General features: G+C 63.2%; 27 protein-coding genes and 1 pseudogene. 10 read left to right on the top strand and 18 right to left on the bottom strand.

Features of this window, described 5'->3' with window-relative positions:
* Window positions 1–48: 48 nt before the first annotated feature.
* The 9 genes from AC1DLO_RS16040 to AC1DLO_RS16000 form a co-directional block, all read right to left on the bottom strand.
* The gene (locus AC1DLO_RS16040) at window positions 49–726 is read right to left on the bottom strand and encodes a TrmH family RNA methyltransferase (protein ID WP_476890544.1); all 678 of its coding nucleotides are present in this window, start codon (window positions 724–726) and stop codon (window positions 49–51) included.
* A 100-nt stretch (window positions 727–826) separates the two neighbouring features.
* Window positions 827–1,693, bottom strand: a complete 867-nt coding sequence (locus AC1DLO_RS16035; RefSeq protein WP_476890543.1) for an alpha/beta fold hydrolase — start codon at window positions 1,691–1,693, stop codon at window positions 827–829.
* Window positions 1,680–2,558, bottom strand: a complete 879-nt coding sequence (locus AC1DLO_RS16030; RefSeq protein ID WP_476890542.1) for an MBL fold metallo-hydrolase — start codon at window positions 2,556–2,558, stop codon at window positions 1,680–1,682. Before AC1DLO_RS16030 ends, AC1DLO_RS16035 begins: the two co-directional genes overlap by 14 nt.
* Window positions 2,555–3,697 (bottom strand): aryl-sulfate sulfotransferase, encoded by a 1,143-nt coding sequence (locus AC1DLO_RS16025; protein WP_476890541.1) that lies wholly within the window; start codon window positions 3,695–3,697, stop codon window positions 2,555–2,557. The genes AC1DLO_RS16030 and AC1DLO_RS16025 overlap by 4 nt, the downstream gene beginning before the upstream one ends.
* A complete protein-coding gene (locus AC1DLO_RS16020) occupies window positions 3,694–4,191 on the bottom strand; it encodes a MarR family winged helix-turn-helix transcriptional regulator (protein WP_476890540.1) in 498 nt (165 codons plus the stop codon). Before AC1DLO_RS16020 ends, AC1DLO_RS16025 begins: the two co-directional genes overlap by 4 nt.
* Window positions 4,188–5,057, bottom strand: coding sequence for an ABC transporter ATP-binding protein (locus AC1DLO_RS16015; RefSeq protein ID WP_476890539.1), 870 nt, complete (start codon window positions 5,055–5,057; stop codon window positions 4,188–4,190). The genes AC1DLO_RS16020 and AC1DLO_RS16015 overlap by 4 nt, the downstream gene beginning before the upstream one ends.
* Before the next feature lie 13 nt (window positions 5,058–5,070).
* Window positions 5,071–5,880 carry an ABC transporter permease gene (locus AC1DLO_RS16010; RefSeq protein WP_476890538.1) on the bottom strand — a complete coding sequence of 270 codons (810 nt, stop codon included), beginning with the start codon at window positions 5,878–5,880 and terminating at the stop codon, window positions 5,071–5,073.
* Entirely contained in the window at window positions 5,841–6,617 is a 777-nt protein-coding gene (locus AC1DLO_RS16005; protein ID WP_476890537.1) for an ABC transporter permease, read from the bottom strand. Before AC1DLO_RS16005 ends, AC1DLO_RS16010 begins: the two co-directional genes overlap by 40 nt.
* Window positions 6,618–6,626: 9 nt before the next feature.
* The gene (locus AC1DLO_RS16000) at window positions 6,627–7,607 is read right to left on the bottom strand and encodes an ABC transporter substrate-binding protein (RefSeq protein WP_476890536.1); all 981 of its coding nucleotides are present in this window, start codon (window positions 7,605–7,607) and stop codon (window positions 6,627–6,629) included.
* 293 nt (window positions 7,608–7,900) lie between these two features.
* On the opposite strand from AC1DLO_RS16000, the gene AC1DLO_RS15995 reads away from it, so the two are divergent.
* Together AC1DLO_RS15995 and AC1DLO_RS15990 are read left to right on the top strand one after the other, a co-directional pair.
* Window positions 7,901–8,731, top strand: a complete 831-nt coding sequence (locus tag AC1DLO_RS15995) for an HAD-IIA family hydrolase (protein ID WP_184741366.1) — start codon at window positions 7,901–7,903, stop codon at window positions 8,729–8,731.
* Between the two features lie 9 nt (window positions 8,732–8,740).
* Window positions 8,741–9,424 carry a tyrosine-protein phosphatase gene (locus AC1DLO_RS15990; protein WP_476890535.1) on the top strand — a complete coding sequence of 228 codons (684 nt, stop codon included), beginning with the start codon at window positions 8,741–8,743 and terminating at the stop codon, window positions 9,422–9,424.
* Between the two features lie 6 nt (window positions 9,425–9,430).
* Here AC1DLO_RS15990 and AC1DLO_RS15985 read toward each other — a convergent pair whose 3' ends face one another.
* Both AC1DLO_RS15985 and pyrE read right to left on the bottom strand, forming a co-directional pair.
* Window positions 9,431–10,480 carry a thioesterase domain-containing protein gene (locus AC1DLO_RS15985; protein WP_476890534.1) on the bottom strand — a complete coding sequence of 350 codons (1,050 nt, stop codon included), beginning with the start codon at window positions 10,478–10,480 and terminating at the stop codon, window positions 9,431–9,433.
* Window positions 10,481–10,557: 77 nt separating this feature from the next.
* On the bottom strand, window positions 10,558–11,130 hold the full coding sequence (gene pyrE / locus AC1DLO_RS15980; protein ID WP_265982127.1) for an orotate phosphoribosyltransferase: 573 nt from the start codon (window positions 11,128–11,130) through the stop codon (window positions 10,558–10,560).
* 246 nt (window positions 11,131–11,376) lie between these two features.
* On the opposite strand from pyrE, the gene AC1DLO_RS15975 reads away from it, so the two are divergent.
* Window positions 11,377–12,018, top strand: coding sequence for an NADPH-dependent F420 reductase (locus AC1DLO_RS15975; RefSeq protein WP_476890533.1), 642 nt, complete (start codon window positions 11,377–11,379; stop codon window positions 12,016–12,018).
* Between the two features lie 78 nt (window positions 12,019–12,096).
* Here the strand turns inward: AC1DLO_RS15975 and AC1DLO_RS15970 are convergent, their stop codons facing one another.
* From AC1DLO_RS15970 to AC1DLO_RS15945, 6 genes are all read right to left on the bottom strand, one after another.
* Window positions 12,097–13,002 carry a sugar phosphate isomerase/epimerase family protein gene (locus tag AC1DLO_RS15970; protein ID WP_476890532.1) on the bottom strand — a complete coding sequence of 302 codons (906 nt, stop codon included), beginning with the start codon at window positions 13,000–13,002 and terminating at the stop codon, window positions 12,097–12,099.
* Window positions 12,999–14,216 (bottom strand): Gfo/Idh/MocA family protein, encoded by a 1,218-nt coding sequence (locus tag AC1DLO_RS15965; RefSeq protein ID WP_476890531.1) that lies wholly within the window; start codon window positions 14,214–14,216, stop codon window positions 12,999–13,001. The genes AC1DLO_RS15970 and AC1DLO_RS15965 overlap by 4 nt, the downstream gene beginning before the upstream one ends.
* Entirely contained in the window at window positions 14,213–15,058 is an 846-nt protein-coding gene (locus AC1DLO_RS15960) for a sugar phosphate isomerase/epimerase family protein (protein ID WP_476890530.1), read from the bottom strand. Before AC1DLO_RS15960 ends, AC1DLO_RS15965 begins: the two co-directional genes overlap by 4 nt.
* A 2-nt stretch (window positions 15,059–15,060) precedes the next feature.
* The gene (locus AC1DLO_RS15955; RefSeq protein WP_221451671.1) at window positions 15,061–15,882 is read right to left on the bottom strand and encodes a carbohydrate ABC transporter permease; all 822 of its coding nucleotides are present in this window, start codon (window positions 15,880–15,882) and stop codon (window positions 15,061–15,063) included.
* A 95-nt stretch (window positions 15,883–15,977) separates the two neighbouring features.
* Entirely contained in the window at window positions 15,978–16,973 is a 996-nt protein-coding gene (locus AC1DLO_RS15950) for a carbohydrate ABC transporter permease (RefSeq protein WP_476890529.1), read from the bottom strand.
* A gap of 12 nt (window positions 16,974–16,985) precedes the next feature.
* Window positions 16,986–18,341 carry an ABC transporter substrate-binding protein gene (locus tag AC1DLO_RS15945; protein WP_476890528.1) on the bottom strand — a complete coding sequence of 452 codons (1,356 nt, stop codon included), beginning with the start codon at window positions 18,339–18,341 and terminating at the stop codon, window positions 16,986–16,988.
* Window positions 18,342–18,526: 185 nt separating this feature from the next.
* Here AC1DLO_RS15945 and AC1DLO_RS15940 point away from each other — a divergent pair, with 185 nt between their 5' ends.
* From AC1DLO_RS15940 to AC1DLO_RS15910, 7 genes and pseudogenes are all read left to right on the top strand, one after another.
* Window positions 18,527–19,549, top strand: coding sequence for a LacI family DNA-binding transcriptional regulator (locus AC1DLO_RS15940; RefSeq protein WP_476890527.1), 1,023 nt, complete (start codon window positions 18,527–18,529; stop codon window positions 19,547–19,549).
* 75 nt (window positions 19,550–19,624) lie between these two features.
* Window positions 19,625–20,446: an ammonia-dependent NAD(+) synthetase gene (nadE, locus tag AC1DLO_RS15935; RefSeq protein ID WP_476890526.1), complete on the top strand. Its 822-nt coding sequence runs from the start codon at window positions 19,625–19,627 to the stop codon at window positions 20,444–20,446.
* A gap of 252 nt (window positions 20,447–20,698) precedes the next feature.
* A complete protein-coding gene (locus tag AC1DLO_RS15930; protein WP_476890525.1) occupies window positions 20,699–22,438 on the top strand; it encodes an AMP-binding protein in 1,740 nt (579 codons plus the stop codon).
* 29 nt (window positions 22,439–22,467) lie between these two features.
* Window positions 22,468–22,977, top strand: coding sequence for a MarR family winged helix-turn-helix transcriptional regulator (locus AC1DLO_RS15925; protein ID WP_476890586.1), 510 nt, complete (start codon window positions 22,468–22,470; stop codon window positions 22,975–22,977).
* Window positions 22,978–23,142: 165 nt separating this feature from the next.
* Window positions 23,143–23,391, top strand: a pseudogene (locus AC1DLO_RS15920) (thiaminase II/PqqC family protein); the annotation flags it as partial.
* Window positions 23,392–23,486: 95 nt separating this feature from the next.
* Window positions 23,487–23,828, top strand: coding sequence for a thiaminase II/PqqC family protein (locus AC1DLO_RS15915; RefSeq protein ID WP_476890524.1), 342 nt, complete (start codon window positions 23,487–23,489; stop codon window positions 23,826–23,828).
* 44 nt (window positions 23,829–23,872) lie between these two features.
* A complete protein-coding gene (locus AC1DLO_RS15910) occupies window positions 23,873–24,700 on the top strand; it encodes a sulfurtransferase (RefSeq protein WP_476890523.1) in 828 nt (275 codons plus the stop codon).
* A gap of 15 nt (window positions 24,701–24,715) precedes the next feature.
* On the opposite strand, the gene AC1DLO_RS15905 is transcribed toward AC1DLO_RS15910, so the two are convergent.
* Window positions 24,716–25,495, bottom strand: a complete 780-nt coding sequence (locus tag AC1DLO_RS15905; protein ID WP_476890522.1) for an enoyl-CoA hydratase — start codon at window positions 25,493–25,495, stop codon at window positions 24,716–24,718.
* Window positions 25,496–25,579 lie beyond the last annotated feature (84 nt).

The raw sequence follows: 25,579 nt of genomic DNA, 5'->3' as shown, positions 1-25,579 counted from the left end.
CGGTCACGGAGACGGGTAACACTTGCGGACCGTCTGTAAGAAAGGGCGTTAAGAGACCTGCTGCCCGAAGTTGTGCCGACGAATCCAGGCGTGCATCGCGATTGCCGCAGCCGACGCCGCGTTCATCGAGCGAGTAGAACCGTACTGCTCGATCGACAGGGTGGCAACGGCGGCGTCGTGCACCTCGGGCGTCAATCCGGGGCCTTCCTGTCCGAACACGAGCACGCAGTTGCGGGGAAGGTCGTAGGTTTCCAGCGGCACGGAATCCGGGAAAATGTCGATGCCGATGATCGCCAACCCCTCCCCCTGCGCCCACGCCACGAAGTCCTCCACGGTGGGGTGGTGGCGGACGTGCTGGTAGCGGTCGGTGACCATGGCCCCGCGACGGTTCCACCGGCGTCGTCCGATGATGTGGACCTCTTTGGCGAGGAACGCGTTGGCGGTGCGCACCACGGTGCCGATGTTCAGGTCGTGCTGCCAATTCTCAATGGCGATGTGGAAATCGTGCCGGTGGGCGTCCAGATCCGCCACGATCGCTTCGTGCTTCCAGTACCGGTATTTGTCCACCACGTTGCGGCGGTCGCCGTCCGCCAGGAGGTCCGGATCCCATTGCTCGCCTTCCGGCCAATCACCTTCCCAGGGCCCGACGCCGACCTCCGGCTTCGCTTCGGACTCACCCTCGGGCGTCGTATCGGTAGGGGCTGGGTTCTGGGGCCGGTCAGTCACTCCTCAACCCTAGTACCTCATCGATTTTGTCAATGTGGCAGAGAAAGCAGCCTCTGGGTTGGTTATGCGGAGGCTGCTTTCTGGTGTGGCTCTCTGGCGTCTAGTGGTCCTGGTTGGTGGCGCGGAGGACTCTGCCAAGCTCCGCCGCGAAGGTTTCGGGCCCGGTTGCGTAGGGAACGTGCGCCCCGGTGAAAGACGCAAATCGAGCACCGAGCTCAGCCGCCAACTTGCTGAGCGACTCCCGGTAGGTGGCGAGCAGATTCGAGTGAAGCTCTGTCCCCCCTGCAGTGCCAATGCCGATGACCAACGGCGTGATGCGTGCCGAAACTAGCTCTGCAGGCGGGTCATATCGATCCACTATGCCAAGTTCACGTCGTATCCAGTTCTCGCCGTTGGCCTGGACACGCTGACGAAGGTCTGCATCGTCCGCGTCGTCGTCCGGCCCGGTCAACCAGCCGTGGAAAACGTCCATGGCGTTGGCATATCCGCCGGTTTCGACGGCCGCCTCCATGTTGCCTTTCAGCTCTGCCAGGAACTCGTCGCGATTGGGCAGGGTGCCGATTTTGGGCGGTTCGTGGGCGACGACTACTCGCAGAACGTCCGGGTGGCGAAGGGCCAGGTTGATGGCAATGGTGGCGCCACTGCTGTTGCCGAACACATAGGCCGGCGAGAGATTGAGCGCGGCGATGAGCGCGGCAGCGTCATCGGCTTGTTCGTCGACAGAGGTCGTATCCCAGCCGGCTGGGGGAAGGCTACGGGAGTTGCCGCGGCGATCGTACGTGATGACCGTGAAGTCGTGGGCGAGCTGCTCGGCGGCCAGCGAATACATGCCACCATCGCCGCTGGCGCCGGGAATGAGCAACAATGCCGGCCCGGCACCGCGGAGTTCGTAGTAGAGGCCGGCGCCGTTAGCCGGAACCACGCCATGACTGGTATCGGGGATGTTCGTGGTGTCAGGCTTCGACATAGCTGTTCTCCTGATGGCTGACGGGGTCGAGGGTGATTTCTTGCAGATCGCGGCCGATGATGATGCGGCCGCTGAACGTACGGGATGCCGCTTCAAGCCACATCTGGTCAGTGACGACGTCACTGCCAGGCACAAGATGAGACAACACGAGCGTATCCACGCCGGCTTCAGCGGCGACTTGTCCGGCCTGTTCCGCGGTGGTGTGGCACGACATCAGATGCTGGCGAAGGGTTTCGGCTCGTGCGCCCTCCAGTTGAGTGCCGACCGCTTCCGGGTAGATGGCCTCATGGACGAGCACGTCAGCTCCACGGGCGAGTTCGATCAAGGCCGGCGAATACCGCGTGTCGCCGGAGATGACCACCGACCGGCCGCCGGCGTCGAAGCGGTAACCCAGGGCGATGTCGAAAGGTGGATGGTCAACGAGTCGGGAGGTCACACGCAGCCTGTTCCGTTCCCGGACGACTCCTGCCGCGTCCAGGTCTGTGGTGCGAAGGAGCCCAGGGAACGGGACACGGCCAGTGGTCGCGGTGCGCGCTTCGAGTTCGGGTGCCGTCATGCTCAAGAAATCGTTAAGCATGGACCCCGTTCCCGGCGGACCGTACACATCGATGGGGAGGTCACGACCATCGGTCCAGGCGATCAGCGGCAGCGCACCCACGTCGATCATGTGGTCGGCATGGTGATGGGTGATGTAGACGCCTGTGAGTCGGTCTCGCGGGATGCCGGCGAGGGCCARCTGGCGCGCCACCCCGTTGCCACAGTCGATCACATGGACCTCGCCGTCGTGGATGATCGCCTGCGCCGGGGCACTGCGGTTGACGGCCGGCCGGGGACCACCGGCGGTACCGAGGAGAATCAGTCTCATTGGTTTTCACCTTGTGTTTCAGCAGAAGGCCCGGCTAGCGGACCTAGTTGGTCGCGGGTGTAACGGAAGGCGCGGAACATCCGATTCGAGCGGGCTCCGTCCGGGTCGTTCGGAGACGTGGCGGCATAGGGATTGACGTACTCCCATACCACCTCGCCGCTGCCCGTGACTTCGAAGATCCGTCCGGTGAGTCCCTCGCAAATCAGAGTGTTGTGGTTGGGCAGCCGCTGCACGGACGATTGCAAGGCGCTGAAGAATTCCCACCGGACAGGGTCGGTGTAGGTCCATACGCTTTCACCTGTGTTCAAATCGAACTCGACAACCCGGGAGTAGGGTGGCCACCCGTCGGCACGGTTGAATCCGTTGTCGTAAACCAGCACCGACGAGTCGGTTAGCCATGGTGAGTGTTGGCCGGCGAGCTCGTCGGCGCCGATGCGTTGCAGAATCTGGTTCGTGTGCCGGTCGATCCGCAGCAGTGTTGAGATCTGACGCATGCTGACGAGGACGTCCCCATTGGGCAATTCGGCCAGCCCGTTGCCGTGGGTCCATTCGCTGCGATCCATCGGACCTGGTCCGATCCGGTCAAGGTCGACGTCAAGATGTTCCCAGCTCCGCCACTCCCAAACGATTTCGCCGGCGGTTGTTATCTCGACGACGGTGTCGGCGTACATGGGTTCGCCGACGGCGCCGATTCCGCCGATAACTCGTGCCGCCAAGTCGGCAGGGACCTGCCCGAGCCCCAGCAGCAGGACATTTCCGTTACGGAGGAGTATCGCGTCGTGGTGGTGGCTTGGGTGTCTTACCTCCCACAGCACCTCACCGTCCCAGCCGACTTCGGCCACGACGCCACCCTTGAACGGGAGGCGCCCAAGGAACGGTTCGTCGTCGACGATGCGTCCGCTGTAGAGGAGGGTTCGGCGGTCCGTGATGCGCGAACCCAGGCCAGGCGGCCACGGCAATTCCCATCGGTGCACCTCATGCCCCTGCAGGTCGATGAGGCGGGTGGTGGTTCCACCGCCGCTGGGTGCAACCAAGGTGTAGCCGTCGTGCGCTTTGACGGGGTTGATCGCGATCAACCCCGCGCGCCGTCGGAGCACTGTGGCCTGTTCAATGACGTCCGGTGACACGGCTGCAGTCATCCTTCGCTCATTCCTTCCAAATGATGAACCAGCCGGCTCATGCCGTTCAAGAACACAGCCCGTTCCGCGTCCCCGAATTCGGCGAAGGTCTTTTGGCGCAGGCCGCGTACCAGTGGACGAAGCTCCTCAAGACACGCCTTGCCCTCAGGCGTGAGCAGGAGGATCTTGCGGCGGGAGTCACTGGTGTCGCGCAGGACGCGGATGTGCCCTCGACGGGATAGTCGGTTGACAACATCGGCGGTGCTCGATTTGTCCATGCTTAACGTTTGTGCCAACGTCTTCTGGTCCTGTCCGGGGATGGCGTCCAGTGCCGAGAGCATGCCGAACTGTGTGGAGGTAACCTCCGGGGACACATGAGTGACCCATGCGGCCGTGTACAGCTGTGTCAGGCGACGCAACCTCGGCATGAAGCCCCAGGTTGGATCCCCGACGTCGTTACCCGCGTTTTGCGGTAGTTCGCTCTGGACCTCATCGTGTTTCTCGTGCACGCTCACGGATGTTCCCCCTCAATGGTCGGATGGGTTTGTGATCGGATCTCTCGGAGCACACGGGCGCGGACGTCCGTGAACTGTGGCAAAGCTTTCGTCTCAATCTGGTCCCGGTCAGTTCCGAGACCCGTGTGTTCGATCCGTCGGACGCTTGCCGGGCTGCCGCCCAGGACCACGACCCTGTCGCCGAGATACACGGCTTCGTCGACGTCATGGGTGACGAGGACGACGGAGGCGGAAAATTCCAGGCGCAGCTTCAACGTCAGATCCTCAAGGTCGGCGCGCGTCTGGGCGTCAACACTAGCGAATGGCTCGTCCATGATCAGCACTTCCGGCCGGTACGCCAGAGCACGGGCGATTGCGACGCGCTGCTGCATGCCGCCGGAGAGTTCGTGGGGCAGCTTGTCGGCATGAACGGAAAGGCCAACCGAGCCAAGCACGTTCGCGACCAGCGAATGGCGTTCGACGCTGTTGATGCCTTTGCCCTTCAGCGGCAGTTCAACGTTTTTCGCGACCGTCATCCACGGCAGGAGTGAACGGGAGTAGTCCTGGAACACGACGGCGAGCCCGCGAGGAGGTTCGGTAACCGTGGCGCCTTCGAAACGGACTTCTCCCGAAGTGGGGGCCATGAGTCCGGCTAGGCATCGCAGGAGCGTTGTCTTGCCGGTACCGGAGTGCCCGACGATGCAGACGAACTCGTCACGACCGAGGCTGAAGTTCACGTCCTTGAGGACTTCGCGCGCGGCGGGCCCATTGCCATAGGACTTGCCCAGGCCGCTGGCTTCGAGCACGCCCACGTTGGCGGGCCCGCTGTCTGCGACTCGACGGTCTGCAGCACCATGCCCGGCCACAGGGAGGTTGTAGGTGGTCATTGTCATTCCTCTTCTAGCTTTGAGCGTCAATGCGTGTGGATGGGTGCCAGCGCAGGAGCCGGTTTTGCACGAGCGCGAATATGGCGTTGAGTCCATACCCGAGGAGGGCGATGGTAATGGTTCCCACCCACACCCCGGCGATGTCGAACTGTCGTTGGGACGCGATGATGAAATAGCCCAAACCGTCGGTCGCACCGAACATTTCGCTGATCACCACCACGACGATCGAGACCGTCAACCCCACCTTCACACCGGCCAGGATCTGCGGGCTTGCTCCGGGAAGGGTGATCCGGAAGAACCGGACAAGGGCCGGGATCCGGTAGGCGCGGGCCATCTCCCCCTGTCGTGGATCGGCGGACAGGACGCCATCCATCGCACCGAGCAGGATCGGCCAGACTGCGCTGAGGAACACAATCAAGATGCGGGTGCCGGCAGAGAACCCAAAAATCAGTAGCAGAACCGGCACGATCGCCGCATTTGGGATGGCACGGATGAAATCGACCGTCGGTACCAGGTAGTCCCGAAGAAATCGGGAGCTGCCCAGGGCCATGCCGGCCCCGATGCCGACCACGACGGAGACGACGAATCCGATGAGGATATTTCGGACACTGGGCAGGAGGTCGGTCGCCCACCCTTGCGGCCACCATGCCACCGCGCGGTCCCAGAGTTCTTGCGGCGTGGACAGAAACACGTTGTGAGCGAGGCTGGCATAGGTGGCGATGAAGACTATAACGGCAATTGGGAGGGCCAGCGCGTAAACGACTTTCCGGCTGAGTACGGGGTTCATGCTGCTCCGCTCTGTGCAGTAGATGCTTTGTGCCATGCCATCAGGCGGTTTTCTGCCCAGCGCAAGGCCAGGTTGAGGGTGACGCCAATGATGCCGGCCCAGATGCTGAGGGCGAAGATCGCCAGCCCGTCTCCGTTGGCATTGGCCTGGGCCATCTGCTGCCCGATGCCCGGTGCACCCACCAGAAGCTGCGTCCCGATTGCCACCAGCAGCGTGACGTTGAGTGTGATGCGCAGGCCAGTGACGATGAATGGCGCGGCGGACGGGAGCACGATCTGCGCGAAGGTGCGGAGCTTACCGAGCCGGAAGCTGCGTGCCATTTCCAGGGCCAGCGGTTCCACGGAGCGTGCGCCGTCGATGGTCTGGGTCAGCAGTGGCCACAATGCTACGAACGCTGAGAGGCCGATCACCATTTCGGGCCGTGCCCCGATGAACATGACGAACAGCGGGACGAGCGCCAGTCCAGGGACGGCGCGGAGGAAGTCGATTGATGTTTGGGAATAGGCGTCCAAGAGGGGCAGACGCCCAATGAGCAGTCCCAGCGGGACGGCGATCGCTATGCATAGTCCGGCGCCGATGACGATCTGCGCCAGCGTCTGGAGTGTTTGTGCCCAGAGGTCCGGGCGTCCCAGCTCAGCGGCCAGGCGCGCCAGAGTCGTGGAGGCCGCGGGCAGGGATGCTTGCCTGACAATCCCCAGCCGCGAAATCAATTCCCACGCAGTGAGCAACGTCAACAGCCCTGCCGCTCCCAGGATGGCCGATCTTAGCTTCATCGTTATACCTCACTTGCCAGTGCTGTAGCCATAGAAGCGATCGGAGGGGGTAATGCCGGCTAGCTTCCCGTATTTCGTCAGGCCATCCTGCAGCGCCATTACCGCGTCCGGGTTGATAGTGGCGGAATAGCGGGTAAGCGGCAGGGTCGCAGCCAACTTGTCGCCACCGTCCACGTCCTTGTATATCGTGGCGAGAGCCGCTCGGGCGGCATCTGGGTGGCCATTAACATAGGTAACGGCATCTGCTAGGGCAGCCCGGAACCGCTTGAGCGCGTCTTCATGCCCCGGAATGAACGTCGAGGTGGCGAAGTAGACGTCCAGCGGGCTACCTTCCGGCAGACCGTCGGTGTATTGGAACAGCACGCGCACGCCTTTGGTCGTGCGGGCCGCGAGTTGGGCAGGGCCGCGAAATACGCCCGCATCGATGCGTCCTTCAAGAAGCGCACCAAGTCCCTGCGCTTCAGGAAGCTCGACGAGTTTCACCTTGGACGGATCCCCGCCATCTTTGGCCACGGAAAGGCGTATACCAACAGCTCCAAGGTCGTTGAGCGAGGTGACGGCGACGGTGCGTCCCTCCAAGTCCCGGGGGCGGTTGATGGCGTCACCGTAAACGTCGACATTGGCGGTCATCTGTCCTCCAACGGACGCTGTCTGAGCCACCACCTGGACAGGCGCCTTTTTTGCCATGGCGTTCAGCAGCGGCGGCGCCGCGCCGAAACCGATGTCAGCCTGGCCGTTCATTACACTGGCCAAGGTGCCGTCAAACGCGGGGGAAACACTGGTATTGACAGTCAGGCCGTGGTTCTTGAAGAAGCCCTGCTCTTGGGCGATGGTGAGCGGGATCGTCGCGTCGATGTTGATGCTGGCAACGCGGAGAGTGGCCGAACCGGTGGAACTGTCAGGCGCTGCAGGTGTGGCGCCACAACCGGTGAGGAAGGTAACGGCAAGGCCGGAAACTATCGTGAACATGGAAACCGTGCGGGTCTTCATCAGTAATCTCTCCTTTGAGATCCAATTAGAACGTGTACGTCCTAATTGACTATTGTTCTGGTCCGATTCGGACATGTCAAGGCTTGTTCGGGGCATATTTCCGCCCATTTTTCAACAAAATCACGCTTTTGCTTGGGCGATATCGATCAATCCGTGTACGTTCGAATTTTTCACCGCTCGAATCGACACCGACCACGCGACCGTCTCCCACGTAACGCTGGACACCCGGGTGTCTCAAGAACCGAAAGATGAAAGACTTGGGACGAGAACCAGCCAATACGCGGAGGAAAAGCATGGAGAACGAAACCGAGGCCCCGGAGAGCTCATCCCTCTACCGCAACGGACACGAGATTGAATGCTGGCTCACCGACATGGACGGCGTGCTGGTCCACGAGAACCAGGCGGTTCCCGGAGCGGCCGAACTAATCCAACGCTGGGTGGATACCTCCAAGCGATTCCTCGTGCTCACCAACAACTCCATCTTCACGCCGCGGGACCTGGCGGCCCGCCTGAGCTCCTCGGGCTTGGAAATCCCGGAGGAGAACATTTGGACTTCGGCGCTTGCCACGGCACAGTTCCTGAAGGACCAGGTGCGGGGCTCGGATTCCGGGAACCGCGCGTACACCATCGGTGAGGCAGGGCTCACGACGGCGCTCCACGAGGCGGGCTTCATCCTCACCGACCAGAACCCGGACTTCGTGGTGCTCGGCGAAACCCGCACGTATTCCTTTGAAGCCATCACCATGGCCATCCGGCTGATCCTCGCCGGAGCCCGCTTCATTGCCACCAACCCGGATGCCACGGGCCCGTCGAAAGACGGTCCGATGCCCGCCACCGGCGCCATCGCAGCGCTGATCTCCAAAGCCACCGGCCGCGAGCCCTACATTGTGGGCAAGCCAAACCCCATGATGTTCCGTTCGGCGATGAACCAGATCGACGCGCATTCCGAGACCACCGCCATGATCGGTGACCGCATGGACACGGACATCATCGCCGGCATGGAGGCCGGGCTGCACACCGTCCTGGTGCTTAGCGGCATCACCCAACGCGAGGACATCGCGGCTTTTCCGTTCAGGCCGAACCAAGTCCTGAACTCAGTGGCCGATCTCAAAAATCAGATCTAAGGTCGAACCATGGCTGTGCTGAACCTGCGTTCCCTGGCCGGCGGCCGGATCCTCAGAGGCAGCCAGCCGTTCGGTATGGACACCGCGGCGACAGCCGCCTTCTTTGAACTGCATGGAATCCAGACGGTCATGGATCTGCGCAGCGGGTACGAACGCGCCATCGTGCCGTGGCGACTGACCAACGGCACGGTGGAGCTCGTAGAGAACCCCCTCGATCCGCGTGTCGCCTCGGCCGGGCTCGAAACGATCCACACCGTCGAAGACCTTGGGGAGCTGTACCTGGGTTGGGTTCGCACACGCCCTGATTGGGTGGCGGAATCCCTCCGTCCCGCGGCCCAAGGCAAGCGGACGCTCATCCACTGCTCCCTCGGCAAGGACCGCACCGGCGTCGTATCCGCCTTGGCGCTCCTCGCGACCGGCATGGACCACGCAACCGTTGTAGCGGACTACGCGGCCAGCACTGCAGCCCTGCCGCTGATGTTGGAGACCATGGCGGCGGCGTGGCGGCTGGCCGTCCCCGAAGTTCCGGAGGACGCGTTCAGTCCCTCGCTCATGCTGCTGCAATCCCCTGAGCCTGCCATGGAGTACTTCCTGGACGTGTTCGGGCGCGAGTTCGGAAGTGCGGCAGACTACCTGCACGACGCCGGACTGAGCGGCGCAGAGCTGGATGGGCTGCGGCACGCGGATAGCTGAGTCCGGTCAGTTGATAACCACGCGCGAGCCGGCCCTGGGCAAGGGGAACAGCTCGTTCTGCAGATCCTCGATGATCGGATTGTAGACGAAGGGGTTCCACTGGGGACTCGCGTGGCCGGGCCGGGCGCCGTCGGTCCTGAGGCCCGTGGAGGCTATGTTGAGCGGGAACGTTTTGGCCCACGCCGCCCGGGCAGTCTCGTAGTTCACCGTGTCATCGCGAGGGTTTCCGATGAAAGCCAGGCGGGTATCCCCCAGCCGGTCCGCGAACCGAGTGCCGTCGAAGTGGTAGATATAGTCCGATTCACTCTGGATCAGGACACTCGACGGTGCGATCGGCGAGAGCTGCTCGAGGGTCTGGTCCCAGATCTGCCCCCATGTGCGTTCATGTTTGTTCACCACGCGCTCGCCCAGTTCGTAACCGCCGCGGAGCACCGACGGAACCTGGAAGCCGCTCTCGTACAAGAACACCACGCCGTCGAACCAGCTTTGGTCGAGGATGTCGTACTTACTGAACGGCGAAGAATCCAACAGGATCAGTTTGACGCCGACGTCGTCCCGTTCACGCAAGAGCGCGGCCACTTCGGTGGCCAGCATGCCGCCGAAACTGTGGCCATAGAAGTAGAGCGTGTTCAGCTTCCGCTCGTTGATATAGCCGACCACCGCGTCCGCCACCTCAGCGACGTCCAACCCCAGGTTGGAGTACCCGACGGCGGCCAGCTGGCCCCTCTGCCGCAGCGAACCTCGGAGGGAGTTGAGGATCCATTGGGCTTCTTCCCAGCTGGTCTTGTAACCGGGAAAGAGTATCCAACTCGAGTTGGGGTAAGAGGACTCCGCGAAGTCATCCCCGACGGGGAGAATCTTGGTGGTGCGGCGCTCGGCCTGGACCTGGCGGGTAAACAGCATGTCCGCCGCCAGCGCCGTCGAAGCGCCAGCGCCAATCAGGAAGGTCCGACGGGAAAAACTCTTCAGCTCGGCAGCATGGCGGAGAACCTGGGCAAGGGAGCCCGGGTCCTGCCAGCGCTGCTTACGAGGAATTTTCCCCGCCTGAAAGTTCACGCAGCCAGCTTAGGCGTTTCGGTCGACGGGCACACGGCCCTCTCAAGCGCGCTCGAGCCTCAGCTAGTCTGGGCCAGTTAGTCGAGGCCGAGCTCGTCCTTGCCGAAGGCGAAGAGGTACGGGACGCCGGTTTCGGCTTCGATCTTTTCCTTGGCACCGGTGTTGCGGTCCACGATCACGGCTACCGCCACCACGTTGCCACCGGCCTTGCGGACACCTTCGACGGCGGTCAGGGCCGAGCCGCCGGTGGTGGAGGTGTCCTCAAGAACGACTACATTCCGGCCTTCGACGGAGGGACCCTCGACCTGCCGTCCCATGCCGTAGGACTTCTGGGCCTTGCGCACGACGAACGCGTCAACGGCACGGCCGGTGTCGGCCGCGGCGTGCATCACGGCGGTCCCCACCGGGTCCGCACCCATCGTCAGGCCACCGGCGCACTCAACGGCGATTCCGGCGTCGTCGATCATGGACAACATGACCTGGCCGACCAGCTTCGAGGCCTCGTGGTGGAGGGTGATGCGCCGCAGGTCGATGTAGTAGTCCGCCTCGGCACCGCTGGAAAGGATCACCTTGCCGCGGACAACCGCCAGTTCTTTGATCAATTCAAGGAGGCGGGCACGGGCAGCGGCAGTATCAACGGCGGGAGTCATGGTGCCCATTCTACGTAAAGCCGTTGGAGGCGAGGGAACGGGCGGCGTCACGCAATGTCCACGACGTGCGTCACGACCTTCGACACGCTGAATGCCTGGCGACGCCAGAATTCCGGTGTCGTGAGGCATTCTGGGTGGCGCGAAGAAAATCCCGCGTCGCCGGGGCGCTGCTCCGGTCCGCACGTCCCACGCGTCACCCGCCGTAACCTTCGAAATATCCGTGCAGGGGGCGGTGTTGGCGCAAACATGACAACAATCGGAATCATCGGTGCAGGACACATTGGCAGCCAAGTCGCCCGCAAAGCGGTTGAACTCGGCTATGACGTAGTGATCAGCAACTCGCGGGGGCCGGAAACCCTTGCAGAACTGGTGACGGAGCTGGGCCCCCGGGCTCGCGCCGCAATACCGGCCGAGGCAGCAGCGGCGGGCGATTTCGCCGTCGTCACCGTTCCCCTTAAGAGCTACCAGGACATCCCCGCGGAACCGCTCGAGGGCAAGATTGTGATCGACACGAACAACTACTACTGGGAGCGCGACGGCCGTATCCCGGCCTTGGACGCCGGTGAAGCCACCACGTCCGGGTTGCTGCAAAAGCACCTGCCCACGTCCAAGGTGGCCAAGGGCTTCAACCACATCATGGCGAAGGAGATCACCTCCGACGGCACCCCGGCAGGCACCGTAAACCGACGCGCGCTAGCCACAGCCAGCGACTATCCCGAGGCCGCCGAACTCGTGGCGAAGCTCTACGACGAGTTCGGTTTCGACACCGTCAACATTGGACCGCTCGACGAGAGTTGGCGCGCGGAGCGTGACCGCCCTGCGTACGTGATTCGGCAGAACGCCGCCGAGCTCAAGGACAACCTGGCTAAGGCAACACGCACCATCTGAGCGACCCTCAAACAACACAGCAGCCGCTTGCTTCCGAAGAGCAAGCGGCTGCTTGAGCGCTTAAGGAGAGTGGCGCCGTCAGGCCGCCGAATCGACGACGGCGAACCCAGCCAAAGCGGCTGCCTTGCGGACGTACTCCAAGTTAGACGCGGTCCGCTCCTCCAAGGGAAGCTCGGTGGAAAAGTCCTCCAGCGTGACCCAGGAGTCGTAGCCAACATCTGCGAGCGCCCGGAAGTAGCCGAGGACGCTTGCCTGGCCCTCGGCCAAGGGAGCCCATTCGTTGACCCACACGGCTGCGCCCGATTCGTCCTTCGTGTCGGCGCGGACCCAGCGGGCGTTCTTCACATGGACATGCGCCAAATAAGGGCCGAGGAGCTGGAGCGCAGGCAAAGGCGATTCCCAGCCCTCGATGAGCAAATTGCCAAGGTCATGGATGACGCCGACGTGCTGCGGATCCATGCCTTCCAGCAATCGCCGGGCCGAGGAGGCCGACGAGGTCACGGTTCCATGGTGCAGTTCCACGAGCGCCTTGACGCCATGGTGTGCTGCGCGGGCAGCAACCCACTCATAGTGTTCCCGGGTAGCCGCGAAGAGCTCCGGGTAGGACAGTCCTGTCGGTTCCTGGCCGCCCATATTCGAGTTGCCCAGCGGCAGCACGTTCACGCGGACTTGTTTGGCACCCAAGGCTGCAGTGGCAGCGAGGACGCGATCGACGTCGTCGTGGTTGTCGCAGCGTGCATAGCCGCCGAGACCCGAGAATTCCAGCCCTGACTCGGCGGTGAGGCGGGCAATCTCAGGGATCGAGTCCTCCAAACCCGTCATCGGCCACGTAGCACGATTCCCCGCCCAGAAGCCCGGCTCCGCCGCCTCGGCTTGGTCCGTGACGCGCCATTCGATGCCGTCCCACCCCTGGGCTGCAAGCTTCGTGGCGGCTTCCTGCGGCGACCATTCGGGTGTGGATGCAGTGAACACCGAAAACTTCATGCCGAAACCCCTTCGCGGTGGGAAGCAGAGTTAGCGTCGGCGCTGCCCGTACGGACCTCCACGTTGTTGTACTTGCCAGCGATGACATCGGCGATCAGCACGGGCAGGCCCAGGGTGGCGGAGACATACAAGGCACGCACGGTAGCCAATGCCGTCACGGCGTCCTGCACAGTGACGCCCGCGGGGCGTCCTTCCCGGATCGCTGCGACGATGTCGCGGTACTGGCGGACATGACCAGCAGGGTACACGGTGGGGTCCAGCGCCTCCACTTTGTCGTCCGGGTATTTGGCGAGTTCGACGGCGGCCTGGTTTCCGCCGCCGAGGATGCCCATGGCACTGCTTTGCGAAGGATCGGCGGCGTCGGACGCGTGGAAGTACTCAAGGTTATCGTTGTCGATCACTGCGGAGCCCTTGCTGCCCATGACCTGGAGGCGAACAGTTAGGCCCGGGTACGCCGCCGTCGTCGCGTGCAGTACGGCAAGTGCGCCGGATTCGAAGGTCACGGTGGCCACGGCCGTGTCCTCCACCTCCACGCCTTCGTGGGCGAGCAATGCGGTTTGCGCGCTGATCTCGACAGGCCGGCCGAGGAACCACAGAAGCAGATCCACGGTGTGGACACCCTGGTTCATGATGGCGCCACCGCCGTCCATGGCCCAGGTTCCACGCCAGGCGCCGGAATCGTAATAGCCCTGGCTCCGCCACCAACTGACCGAGGCGACGGCGGAGGTCAGCGTGCCGAAGCGTCCGGCACGGCGAGCCTCGTCCACCACCCGGCTGGCCGGATCGAAGCGGTGTTGGCTGATGACGCTCGCCACCAAGCCCTTGGCCTCCGCAGCCTTGGCCGCAGCCAGGATTTCGTCCGCCCGGCTCAAGTCGACATCAAGCGGCTTTTCGATCACGACGTGCTTGCCGGCGTCGAGCGCTTCCAGCGCTTGCTGGATGTGCAGCCCACTGGGTGTCGCGATGATGACCAGGTCCACCGGAGCGCTCGCGAACGCCTCGCGCATCGTCCGGAAAACCGCGGGCTTCGGGTCTCCCTGGTCTTCAATCTTGGCGGCAAGCGCCTCGGAAGCCTCGGGAATCTCGTCCACGAGCGCCGTGATGACGACCTCCGGGAACTCACGGACCGCAGCCGCGTGCGTACGGCCGATGACGCCGCACCCCACGATTACTGCCTGGATGGGTGCGTTGGTGTTCTTTTTTCCCTCAGTCATTTGGTTTCCACTCCTGCTTCATTGAGAACTTTCGCGAACGCCCTTGCGGCGATGCCAAATGCCGTCGGGCCGGAGAAACCGCCCAGGCCATGGGCACCGGCAAGATGCGGTTCGAGGCTGGCGAAGCCGGTGTAGCCGTCGGCCTTCAGTGCTTCAACCGTGCGGAGGACGTCGCCGTCACCTTCGCCCGCCGGGACCACCGTGGCGTTCGAAAACAATGCATCTTTGACCTGCAGGTATTCAAGGTGCGGCCGCAGCTTCGCGTAACCCTCGTCGAAGGGCTTGACGCCCACCTGGACGAAGTTGGCCGGATCCCAAGCCACTTTGAGTGCGGGAGACGCGACGGTTTCGATGATGTCCAGGACGCGCTCCGGGATGTCACCGAAGATGTCCTTCTCGTTTTCGTGCAGAAGGACGACGCCGGCCCCTTCCGCCACCCCCGCGAGGGCACGCATGCGCTCTATGACGTCATCCCGGATGCTCTCCACCGCTACGTCCTCACCGTAGTAGAAGGAGAAGATCCGGATGTAGCGGGATTCCAGGACACGCGCGGCGTTGACTGCGCGGCGGAGCCGTTCCACCTCGTGCTCCACGGGTAGGGAAACGTCCACTTTCCCGATCGGCGAGGCGATCGCGGAAACCTTCATGTCCGCGGCATCCAGCAAAGACTTCAGTTCACGGAGCTGCGCGTCATCCAGATCCACGATGTTGGTGCCCCAGGCGCTGCGGACTTCAATGTGGTTGGCGCCCAATGCCTGCATCACGGCAATCTGGATCTTGGGGTCGTCGTCGATCTCGTCGCCGAAGCCCGAGAGCTCCCATTCAACAGCTGGCGTGCTCATAACTACTTAACTCCTCCGGCGGTCAGGCCGCCCACTAGGTAACGCTGGAAAATCAGGTACAGGATGACCACCGGGGCAGCACACACAAGGGAGGCTGCCATCATCTGGCCGTAGAAGGGAATGGCGCCGCCTTCTTGCGAAGCACCGAAGACTTGGAGCGCGACGGCGGCGGTCTGGCTTTCGGGGCGGGTCATGACAGAGGCGAAGAGGACGTCGTTCCAGCCGAGCAGGAAGGCGAAAATACCCGAAACGACGACGCCGGGCCAGCTCAGCGGGAGGATGATCCGCACCAGCACGCCCAGGTTACTGGCGCCGTCGATCCTTGCCGCCTCTTCGAGTTCGCGCGGCAGTCCGCGCAGATAAGTGACCATCACCCAGGTGGAGAACGGCATCGCGAACGTCAGGTAGGTCACGAACAGGCCCCACTGCGTGCCGATGACCTGGATGCCGAGGTAGCTGGCGGCCGAAGAGAACAGCACGAATACCGGCAGCACCATGAGGGTACCGGGCACCGATTGCAGCGCGAGCAGCCCGCGAAGGATCGTGAGGCGGCCGCGGAACTGGTAGCGGACCAGGACGTAGGCGGTGGCAATCGACATCAGCGCGGAGACCACGGCGGTGGAACCGGCCACGAGAACGCTGTTCGCCAAGCCGGTGGCCAGGCCGACGCTCGACCAGATCGTGGAGTAATTCTCAAAGGAGAACGTGGAAGGGAAGAACTCGCCCCGGGCAACGCCGATGTCCGAGTTCACCGACGCCAGGAAGATGTAGACCACCGGAATAAGCACCAGGGCACACAACGCCGTCAAGATGATGGCAAGCATGGGACCTGGCAGGAGCTTGGTGACTTCGTGCTGGCGTTTGGAGCCCGGACGGAAGTCTTCGCTCGATTGGCGTCCGACGGCGGTAGTTGTGGTGCTCACTTTTTGCCTCCGGGGGTTTCGGCGTCGTCGAGTTTGACGGCCCGTAGATAGACGAACAAGGGGATCGCGATCAGGATCAGCGAAATGAACGCCATGGCCGCGCTGAGCCCGAACCTGAAGCTCTGGAAGCTGGTGACGTAGGTGAGGATCGGGAGGAGCTCCACATCGGACGGTGCCGGCACACCGAACAGGACGAACGGCAAGGTGAAGTTGTTGATGTGGTGCAGCATGCCGATCAGGAACGCCAAGGCGAGCGGGCCCTTGAGATAAGGGAAGACCACATAGCGGAGCTTGTTCCACCAGAGGGCACCGTCCAGGGCCGAAGCTTCGTGGACTTCATGGTCCACGGACTGCAGCCCGGACAAGGCCAGCAGGTAGACGAAGGGCCACGATGCCCAGATCTGGACCAGGATCAGCGTCCAATATGACTGGGGCCCGTTGAGCCAGAGTCCGGGGTCGATACCTACCGAATGCAGCGCCGAGTCGATGACGCTGCCCGGCTGGAACATTGTCCGCCACACCGTGGCCACTACAAAGGATGGCAGGACGTAGGGGATCAGGAAGACGGAGCGGATCACTGCGCGGCCCTTGAATGCGTTCTGGGTCGCGACTGCTCCTGCTATGCCGAGCGGGATAGTGACCACCATGGCGAGCAGCGAGTAGCTGACGCTGAGCCAGATGGCGTGCAACAAAGGTGACGCGGTCAGCGCTTCGACGAAGTTCTGCACTCCGATGAACGGAGCGCTGACCCATTTGCGCAGCGAGTACTGGTCCAGGTCCAGTCCTGACATGAAGATGCCGAGCAGGAGCGGTACCACGATGATGATTACCATCAGCAGGCCGCCCGGGATGAGCATCCACAAGGGGCGGTTGCGCTCGCTCAGCCCCTTGCGGCGCTGCGGCGCGTTCTCCGGCGACTGCGGGCCCGGCGTGGCAGCATGGGACGATTTGCGGCGCGATGCCTTGCCCGCAGTCAACGAATCGGTGGACATGTCAGTTCCTACTTACTTTGAAGCCCGGTCAAGTGAGGCCTGGCCCTTGGTTTGTGCGTCCTTGAGGCGCGTCTGCAGGCTCGAATCGTCCACGGAACCCTTGGAAAGGTCCGGGATCGACTGGACCACTACATTCACGAGGGCCAACTGAATGTCGCCCCAAGCGCCGGTGAAGGGCGTTGCCTTGGACTTGGCGGCAGTATCGGCAACCGGTTGGAGTATCGGGTTATTCAGAGACTTCAGCGCCTCGGCGTTGGCGGGCAGGTCTCCGAAGATTTTCTGGTAGTTCAGCTGCTCGTCCTTGGACGTGATGAGGTTGATGTAAGCGAAGGCCAGGTCCTTTTGCTTCGAGTAATCGGCAACAACCACGTTGTCACCGGAGAGGATGCTGGCTGCGTTCGCGGCGTCGCCCTGCGGAGACGTCTGGCCCGGGGCCGTCGTCGGCATGGTTGCGTAGGCATACTTACCGGCAACAACGGACTTCTCGAGCGTCGGGACGGAGCTCGAGGTCGTCATCATCAGATAGCCGGCCTTGCCGCTCGCAAATGCCGCCAGGGCGTTGCTGTTGCTCCAGCCAACTGAGGCCGGATCGACAACTTTGTCCTTGGTGAGCCATCCGAAGTAGGTTTCGTAGGCCTTCTTGACGGTCGGGTCGTCGAGCTTGAGTGTCTTGCCGTCCACGAGCGGGTTGCCCGCCTGAACGGACATAGCCCAGATGAATTTCCACGGATCAAAGTTGTCCTTGTACCCGGTAGCGAGCCCAAAGGTTCCGGTGGCCGGGTTGGTCATCTTCTTGGCCTGGGCGGCGAGCTCGTCCCAGCTGGTGGCGGGCTTGTCGATCCCGGCTGCCTTCAGGATGTCCTTGTTGTAGGCCATCACGAACGGCCGGCTGACAAACGGAATGCCCGCTTGGTGCTGGGCGTCCGGGCCGGAGATGCCCAGGGCTGCCTGGTTGAACCGGTCCTTGCCGCCCACTTTCTTCCAGTCGTCATCGGACAACGTCACGAAGGCCTTGGTTGCATATGCCGTGGGGGTGAAGGTGGTACCCAGGCTGTAGACGTCCGGGCCTTGACCCGACACCACGGAGGTCTGGATCCTTGTGAGTTCGTCATTTCCCGACGCGAACGTTTCGAATTCGACGTCGGCACCGGTCTGTGCCTTGAACTTGGCGGCAATATCCGTGAACCACTGCTTCTGCTGTGCCGGATAGTTTGCGTTGGAGTTGACCAGGACGCTCAGCTTCTTGCCCTTTCCGTCAACGGGACCCGCGCTCCCCCCGGAGCTGGTGCTCCCGCCTCCGCAGGCGGTCAAAGCCAGGGCCGCTGTTACTGCAACAGCGGCAAATTTGGCGGACGATGCAAACTTCATTGTTTTCCTCCCTGGAGACCCGATGGCCTCAATGGCGTGGTGCGCGTCACATCGGGTGATTTCTCCGAGTCTAGGCATGCGCAACAAGGTTGACAAGCGATTGCCAAAAATTGTCATCGGTGCTGCAATTGTGGGACAAGTCACTCACCGTTGAGGGGCTGCGGCAGATGAGGAACACCCAGACCATGGCAGAACTCCAGCTCCAGTCACCGGGCAAGCAGCCCACTATCCGCGACGTCGCCGAGCTCGCAGGAGTAGCTACGTCCACCGTCTCGCGGGCCTTGACCAAACCCGGGAGGGTGAACCATGTGACGCGCGAGCGGATCGAAGAAGCAGCCGCGCAATTGAACTACATACCAAGCTCGCAGGCCCGCGGCCTCAGTTCCGGACGCACGCAAACGGTCGCCGTCCTGGTTCCGGACATCACCAACCCGTTCTACTTCGACATCATCCGCGGCACGCAGCACCAACTCAAGGCCGCAGGCTACACACAGCTGCTCGTCGACACCGAGGAATCAGCGGAGATGGAGGCAGATGCCCTGCAGAAAATGCGCCGCTCAGCGGATGGCTTCATCCTTGCCGCGTCCCGCCTGACGGACGAGCAGCTCACTGAAGCAGCGGCACAGCAGCCCCTGGTCACCATCAACCGGGCTCCCGCCATTGCGCCCACGGTGGTGATCGATACGCCGTCGGCCATCATCCAGGCACTGGAACACCTGGTCTCACTGGGCCACACGAGGATTTGCTTCGTCGGTGGCCCAGCAACCTCCTGGTCCAACGCCAAGCGGTGGCAGGCGTTCCAGGTCGAGACCAAGGAACGGGAATTGACCACAGCCAGGGTGGGGCCGTTCGCACCCAAGACGACATCCGGCGCGGCTGCAGCGGACGCCGCAGTGCACACAGGAGCCACGGCATGCATCGTCTTCAATGACCTGTTGGCCATAGGCATGCTGCAGCGGTTGCGCGAACGTGGCATCCGGGTGCCAGAAGACATGAGCATTGTGGGTTGCGACGACATCTTCGGAGCCGATTTCTGCAACCCGCCGCTGACCACCATGGCATCACCCATCGAACAGGCCGGACGCGTAGCCGTCTCCATGCTCCTTTCCCGGCTGAATCCCCAGTACGGCGGCACCAGCCGGCGTTTGGCCGTCATGCCCACGCACCTCACTGTTCGTGCGTCGACGGGGCCGGCACCGGAGCGGTAAATTGCCCGGGTGCGCGGCATGCGCATGAAGTGACACAGTTGAGTGTTTCAAGCACTCATTACTAGTGTTGGAGACATGCGCACACTCCAGGCCACGATCATTGCGGAAATGGGCGTCCAGCCCCGGATCGACCCCGCCGAGGAGGTCCGCAAACGCGTCACGTTCTTGAAGGAGTACCTCAAGGCCACCCAAACCAAGGGCTTCGTCTTGGGCATCTCCGGCGGGCTGGATTCCTCCCTCGCCGGGCGGCTTGCCCAACTTGCCGTCGAGGAACTCGAAGCCGAGGGGATCGAGGCGAACTTTGTAGCGGTTCGGCTCCCCTATGGCACCCAGCACGACGAGGACGACGCCCAGGCCGCGCTGGACTTCATCCAGGCTAAGACCGAATGGACGTTCAACATCTCCCGGGCCGTTGACGGCTTCGAGGACGAGTTCGAAAAGACCACGGGCGCGCGCATCTCGGACTTCCACAAGGGCAACACGAAGGCCCGGGCACGCATGACCGCCCAGTACGCCCTCGCCGGCGAATACAACTACCTGGTGATCGGCACGGACCACGGAGCCGAGTCCGTCACCGGATTCTTCACCAAGTTCGGCGACGGCGGCGCGGACATCCTGCCGCTTTTCGGCCTGAACAAGCGGCAGAACCGCGCACTCCTCGCGGAACTGGGGGCCCCTGCGCGGGTTTGGGAGAAGATTCCGACGGCGGACCTCCTCGACGGCACGCCCGGACGCACCGACGAGGATGAACTCGGTGTCAGCTACGACCAGATCGACGATTACCTTGAGGGCCGTGACATCCCCGAAGCCGCCGCAATGGTGATCGAGCAGAAGTACCTTCGGACCAAGCACAAGCGGACCGTTCCGGTCACCATTTTCGACACCTGGTGGAAGTAGCAGTCGCCTGAACCCAGGGCCTCCGTCACGGTGAGCGACTTTTTGCAGCGCACGACGGCGGCCTGCCGCGCCGTTGCTGGGGCGCCGCCGTCGTCATCCCGCAAAAGTGTGTCCGGCGTGACGGGACGCAGCCGCAAAACACCGCCTCTTCCAAACCCTTGGATGTCCTAGTATATTGCAGGTGAGGCGGATCACACGGCCAACTTGTCCCCGGTCCGCGCAGATCCCGTCCGCGCAGGCGAAAGGCAGACAATGACAGTCACCGACGACTTCCGCGCAGCCCGCGACCGGCTCCTCGAGCTGCGCACCGACTACGCCCAGGCACACAGCGAGTTCCAGTGGCCCCGCTTCAGTGAGTTCAACTTCGCCCTCGACTGGTTCGACCAGATCGCAGCCAACCCCGGAACCGCCAACAATCCTGCGCTGGTCATCGTCGAACAGGACGGAAGTTCCACGCGCCGCAGCTTCGCGGAGCTCTCTGCTCGGTCCTCGCAGCTTGCCAACTGGCTCCGAGGGAAGGGCGTCCGCCGTGGCGACCGTATGATCATCATGCTAGGCAACCAAGTGGAGCTGTGGGAACTCATGCTCGCCGGGATCAAACTCGGACTGGTCCTGATCCCCACTACCACGCTCATGGGCCCACGTGACATCGCAGATCGGGTGGAGCGCGGCGGCGCCCGCTGGGCCGCCGTCGGGACCGCTAACATCGCCAAGTTCGCCGAGGTGCCGGGCGACTACGCCCTGATTGAAGTGGGCGACGGCGGCAAGGGCACCGAATCGGTCAGCCCGCACGGCGCAGCCCTCCAGTACGCCGAATCGGACTCGGCCGAGACCGAATTCATCCCGGATGCCCCCACTGCCGCCGACGAAACGATGCTCCTCTACTTCACGTCGGGCACCACCTCCCGGGCCAAGCTGGTGGAGCACACCCACACGTCGTACCCCGTAGGGCACTTGTCCACGATGTATTGGATCGGCCTGGAACCCGGGGATGTCCACCTCAATGTGGCCTCGCCCGGCTGGGCAAAACACGCGTGGTCCAACGTTTTCACGCCGTGGATCGCCGAGGCCTGCGTTTTCGTTTACAACTACGATCGCTTCGACGCGAAGGCCCTCATGGAACAGATGGAGCGCGAGCGAGTCACGAGTTTCTGCGCTCCGCCGACCGTATGGCGCATGCTCATCCAGGCGGACCTGACCCTGCTGAAGACTCCACCCACCAAGGTGGTTTCGGCTGGCGAACCGCTCAACGCCGAGGTGATCGGGCAAGTGGAGAGGGCTTGGGGCCAGACCATCCGCGACGGCTTCGGACAGACGGAATCGACGGTCCAGGTCGCGAACACCCCGGGACAGCCCGTCAAGACCGGCTCCATGGGGCGGCCGCTGCCCGGCTACGACGTCGTGCTTGTGGACCCGGCCACCGGCGAAGAGGCCGACGACGGCGAGCTGTGCTTGCGCTTGGACCCCCGGCCCGCCGGGCTCATGAAGTCCTACTTCGGCGATCCTGACAAGACGGCCGAAGCCTTCCGCGACGGCTACTACCACACGGGCGACATGGCCAGCCGGGACGAGAACGGCGTCATCACCTACGTCGGACGTGGAGACGACGTGTTCAAATCCTCGGACTACCGCTTGTCACCCTTCGAGCTCGAAAGCGTCCTGATCGAACACCCCGCAGTGGCGGAGGCTGCTGTCGTGCCTTCTCCGGATCCGGTCAAGCTCTCAGTACCCAAGGCATTCGTGGTGCTGGCCGCCGGGTACGAGCCCGGTCCGGCCGTAGCTGAGGACATCCTCAGGTATTGCCGGCAGCATCTGGCGCCGTTTAAGCGCATCCGTCGGCTCGAATTCGGCGAGTTGCCCAAGACGATTTCCGGCAAGATTCGGCGTGTCGAACTTCGAGGCACGGAGGTAGCCCGCCACGGCGACGGCCCGCTACCTGCCGGCCTCGGCGTCGAGTACACCGAGGACGAGTTCCCGAGCCTGAAAGAATAGGCAGCCACCAACCAATGTCAGGAGGCACCGTGGGCAGCCCGCTCCCCCGCGACCCCATCGCCGACGCCCAGCGAAACTGGGAACGCCACGGCTGGGGCGAAGTCGCCGCGCCCATGGCGGCCATCACCGCGATCATGCGCACCCAGCAAATCCTGCTGGCCCGGATCGAAGGCGTGTTGAAGCCGTTCGGCCTCACCTTCGCGCGTTACGAGCTCTTGGCGCTGCTCAGTTTCGCCCGCAGCGGCGCGCTGCCCATGAACAAAGCCAGTGCCCTGCTCCAGGTGCATCCGACGTCGGTCACCAACGCCGTCGACCGCCTCGAAAAGGCCGCCCTCGTGGTCCGCTCCCCACACCCCACGGACGGGCGCACCACGCTGATCGAGCTCACCGCGGAGGGCCGCACCCTCGCGAAGCGCGCGACGGCGGCACTCAACAGCGAGGTGTTCGGCCAGTCCGGTTTCGGCGACGAAGACGTGGAGCACCTGATCCGCGTCCTGGGAGACTTCCGCAAGGCCGCGGGCGACTTCACGGACGGCTGACGCGTTGCCTGTGTCCAGTGACGCCCCATGTCGTCCCCCGGGCAACACCGCCCATCGTTTCCCCCACAAGCGCGGCGCCCCGCAGTTCGGACTTTCTGCGTCATCCAGGCTTGCCTGCCGGCGCCGGCTGCTAGGCTCCGGTTCTGAACTTCCAGGAGGAACGCTGTGGGCTTTGCCGAAGTACTCAGGAACAACTGCGCCGCAGATTGGGACGCAGCCGTCAACCATCCGTTCGTGGATCAGCTCTTGGACGGGAGCCTTTCCGACGACGACCTGCGCCGCTACCTCGTGCAGGATTACCAGTTCTGCGATGCGTTCACAGCGCTCCTAGGCCAGGCAGTTGCCTCAGCACAGTCGCTTCCTTCGCGGCTCGTGTTCGCACGGGTGCTCGGGGCTTTCGCCTCGGACGAGAACACGTACTTCCAGGATTGCCTTGAGGAGTTATCCGTACCTGAGTCCGACCGGATAGCGCCTTCACTGGGTCCTGTGACCCGCGACTTCGAGCCCTCATGCGGAGCGCTATCGCCACGCGCTCCTACCCGGACGTGCTGGCTGTGGTACTGGTGGCGGAATGGTTGTACGGCGACTGGGCTGCCCGGGCCAGAGACCCCGCTCTATGGCCGACAGCAGCGAAGCATTCGGAGTGGATCCGCCTGCACAACAACCCCGAGTACAACACGTGGGTCGAGTGGTTGCGCGCCGAGTTCAACGCCGTCGAGCCCGTCTCCGCCGAAGGCCGTGCCCGCGTGGCCGGGACGTTCGCCGAGGCCGTCCGGCTGGAACGCTCGTTCTTCGACGCAGCGCTGGTCCCTGCGGACAGCCCCCGGATTCCGCACAGGACCGCATGGTGAGATCCTCATATCAAATAATGAGACGATGATTTAGTGTCGTGGGTATGAAACGTGAAGCCGTGGAACCCTTTGTCGACGTCGAATGGTGCAAGCAAAACCGTCGCCGCGTGGTGCTGGCGGATGTGCGCTGGTACCTCGACGGCAGCCCTGGCCGGGAGGCCTACGACGGCGGACATATCCCCGGGGCCGTTTTCGTCGACCTGGATCGATGGCTTTCGGCTGAAGGCTCGCCACTCGAAGGACGGAACCCGCTGCCTGCCCCGCATGATTTTGCCCTCGGGATGCGGGAAGTGGGAATCAGCGACGATGACATCGTGGTGGCGTATGACGACGCCGGCGGAGTCATCGCCGCACGCTTAGTCTGGATGCTGCGCGCCACAGGTCACAACTCGGCAATTCTGGATGGCGGCATGGCCAGCTATGAAGGGCCCCTGGAAACCGAACATCCTTCGAGGCCCACCGGACATTTCATCGCCAAACCGTGGCCCAGCGCCCGACTGGCCAAAATCCACGAGCTCTCAACCGAAGCAAATCTCGTGGTGGACGCACGCAACCGCGACCGCTTCGAAGGCAGGCAGGACCCCATCGATCCAAGGCCGGGGCATGTCCCGGGCGCGCGCAACGTACCGTGCAGGGAGAACCTGGATGCTTCCGGGAAACTGCACAGCAAGGCTGAGTTGCTGCGCATCTTCGCTGAGGCAGGCATCGCATCGGCCGAGAACGTCATCAGCTATTGCGGCTCCGGAGTGACGGCTTGCCACAATCTTTTGGCCCTGGAATTTGCTGGCCTCGGACGCGGCAGGCTCTTCACGGGCGGGTGGTCCCAATACGGCCACGCGCTCGAACTCCCGGTCGAGCTCGGACCCGCGTAGCCGGGTCCGAGGGACTCAACGCTGCTTGAACTCCGGCTGCCGCTTCTCGGTGAACGCGGCCATGCCTTCCTTCTGGTCCTCGGTGGCAAACAATGAGTGGAAGATCCGACGCTCAAACAAAACGCCCTGGGACAGGCCGGTTTCGAAGGCCGCGTTAACGGCTTCCTTGGCAACCATGGCAACCGGTTTGGACTTGGAAGCGATCACCTCGGCGGCCTTGAGCGCCTCCTCCACCACGGAATCAGCCGGTACTACGCGGGAAACGAGTCCCGACCGCTCGGCTTCCGCTGCATCCATGAACCGCCCAGTGAGGACCATGTCCATCGCTTTGGCCTTTCCCACGGCGCGGGTGAGCCGCTGCGAGCCGCCCATGCCCGGAATGACACCGAGGTTGATCTCCGGCTGACCGAACTTGGCGTTGTCCCCGGCAATGATGAAATCGCACATCATGGCCAATTCGCAGCCGCCGCCCAGGGCAAAGCCGGACACCGCGGCAATCACGGGAATGCGCAAGCGCGTGAGGTTTTCCCAGCCGCGGAACCAGTCGGCTGCGTACATCTCCATGTACCCCTTGGAGGCCATCTCCTTGATGTCCGCTCCAGCGGCGAACGCCTTCTCGGAGCCGGTGATCACCACCGCGCCGACACCAGGATCGCAATCCATCGCGGAAACAGCAGCCACCAACTCATCCATGGTGGCCTGGTTCAACGCATTGAGCGCCTTGGGCCGGTTCAGGGTCACCAGGCCCACCCGTCCACGGAGTTCCACCAGGATGTTTTCGTACTGCTGCGCCAAGCCGTGCCCCTTTTGTCGGTTGCCCAAGTTTCGCTGTTGCCTAGTTTTGTCGGTTGCCCAAGTTTGTCAGTTGCCCATGACCTA

It is taken from the genome of Arthrobacter sp. 01T419 (assembly GCF_056398865.1).
Note: the sequence above shows the minus strand (reverse complement) of the source record. Positions and strands in the feature narration are given on the sequence as shown.